The 1,867-nt window shown below is 63.7% G+C and carries 2 protein-coding genes; both read left to right on the top strand.

The window, feature by feature from the left end; translation table 11 throughout:
• A partial coding sequence (locus EN742_RS33685; RefSeq protein WP_148670468.1) for an ABC transporter ATP-binding protein occupies positions 1-600 on the top strand: 600 nt, incomplete at its 5' end.
• A gap of 47 nt (positions 601-647) precedes the next feature.
• Positions 648-1,697, top strand: a complete 1,050-nt coding sequence (locus EN742_RS33680; RefSeq protein ID WP_128333812.1) for an ABC transporter substrate-binding protein — start codon at positions 648-650, stop codon at positions 1,695-1,697.
• The last annotated feature ends 170 nt before the right edge of the window (positions 1,698-1,867 follow it).

The raw sequence follows: 1,867 nt of genomic DNA, 5'->3' as shown, positions 1-1,867 counted from the left end.
GAGCCGCTCGGCGCCCTGGACAAGAACCTTCGCGAGCACATGCAGGCGGAGCTGAAGCACCTGCATCGGCAGCTCGGCATCACCATGGTGTTCGTCACCCACGATCAATCCGAGGCACTCAACCTTTCGGATCGCGTGGCGGTGTTCAACAAGGGCCGGCTCGAACAGGTCGACGCCCCGGAACAGCTTTATGAACGGCCGTGCACGCCGTTCGTCGCTTCCTTCATCGGCGAGAACAACCTCTTCGACGGCCGGGTTGAGGAACTTTCGGCTGACGGCGCTTCGATCCGGTTGGACGCAGGAGCCGTCCTGCGCATGACGGTCGCGGGGCGCGCGGCTATCGGCGATCGCGTCAAAGTTGGCATCCGGCCTGAACATGTGAAGGTCGGCGCCAGTGAGGGCGCATTGCCGGGGAAGATCATCGAGATTTCTTATCTCGGCGATGCCCGCCGTGTGGCCGTCGAATGCGGCGGCATAGGACGTCTTAGCCTCAAACTTCCAACAGGCGCCGAGGCTGGCCAGGTCGGCATCGGCGACGAAATCCGGGTCGTCATACCGCAGGCGCTGTGCAGGGCACTGCCCAACACAGGCGGCGAATGACGCTCGCGATGCATCACGAACCACCAACCAAGAAAGGGGAACTGACCATGAAAAGAAAAACCACAATCCTTCATGCCGCACTTTTGGCATCCGTCATCGCGCTGCCCGGCATCGCCGTCGCTCGCGACCTCACCGTCGTGTCGGCAGGTGGCGTATTCCAGGACGCGCAACGCGCGGTGTATTTCGATCCCTTCCGCAAGGAGACAAGCATTCCGCTCGCCGAAGACAGCTGGGATGGCGGTATCGGCGTCCTTCGCACCAAGGTGGGCGCCGGCGAGGCCAACAACTGGGACGTGGTCGAGGTCGAGGCCGAGGAGGAGGCGCTCGGCTGCGAAGAGGGCCTCTTCGAAACCATCGATCCGGCCACCGTGGGCGGCGTCGACCGCTATATCGCCGGAAGCGTCACCGAATGCGGCGTTCCCGCCAATGTGTTCAGCATCGTGCTTGCCTATGACGGCGCGGTGTTCAAGGACGGTCCGAAGAGTTGGGCCGACGTTTGGGACACAAAAAAATATCCGGGTAAGCGCGCCTTCCGCAACGGGCCGAAATTCACGCTGGAAGCCGCGCTGATGGCTGACGGCGTTGCGCCGGCCGAAGTTTACAAGACGCTGCGCACCCCCGAGGGCGTCGACAGGGCCTTCAAAAAGCTCGACGAGCTCAAGCCCAACATCGTTTGGTGGTCGTCCGGCAACCAGCCGATGCAGTTGCTCGGATCCGGCGAGGTGGCGATGACCACCTCCTATAATGGCCGCATCCGCGGAGCGAATGCCGAGAACAAACGCGACTTCAAGATCATGTGGCCCGGCAACATCCTCAACATCGATTCCTGGGTTATCCTCAAGGGCTCGCCCAACAAGGAAAATGCCGTCAAGCTCCTGGAATATCTCGGCCGCACCGACCGCCAGGTGGAGTGGCCGGCCAAGCTCGGCTACGGGGTCGGCTCTGTCGCGGCGCAGGCGGCCCTGCCAGCCGATGTCGCGACGACCCTGCCGACATCGCCGGAGCACATCGCCGCCGGCATCACGGTCGACGCCAATTTCTGGGTGCAGAACATCGACGCCCTGAACGAGCGGTTCGCCGCGTGGGCTGCGAAATAGCGGCAAGCACGGCGGCGGACTCCCGGTCCGCCGCCGGCATCGCGGAGGCACAGTCGATGACCATCGAGATCAACTGGCGGCGACGGGCGCTCGGCGCGAACGCCGTGGGCATTGCCCTTGTGCCCCCGCTTGTCCTGTTCCTCCTCGCCTGCTTCTTCGTCCCGCTCGCG

This window comes from Mesorhizobium sp. M4A.F.Ca.ET.020.02.1.1, from assembly GCF_004022645.1.
Lineage (GTDB): Bacteria > Pseudomonadota > Alphaproteobacteria > Rhizobiales > Rhizobiaceae > Mesorhizobium.
The sequence above is the reverse complement of the archived record's forward strand: the minus strand, read 5'-3'. Positions and strand labels throughout refer to the sequence as shown.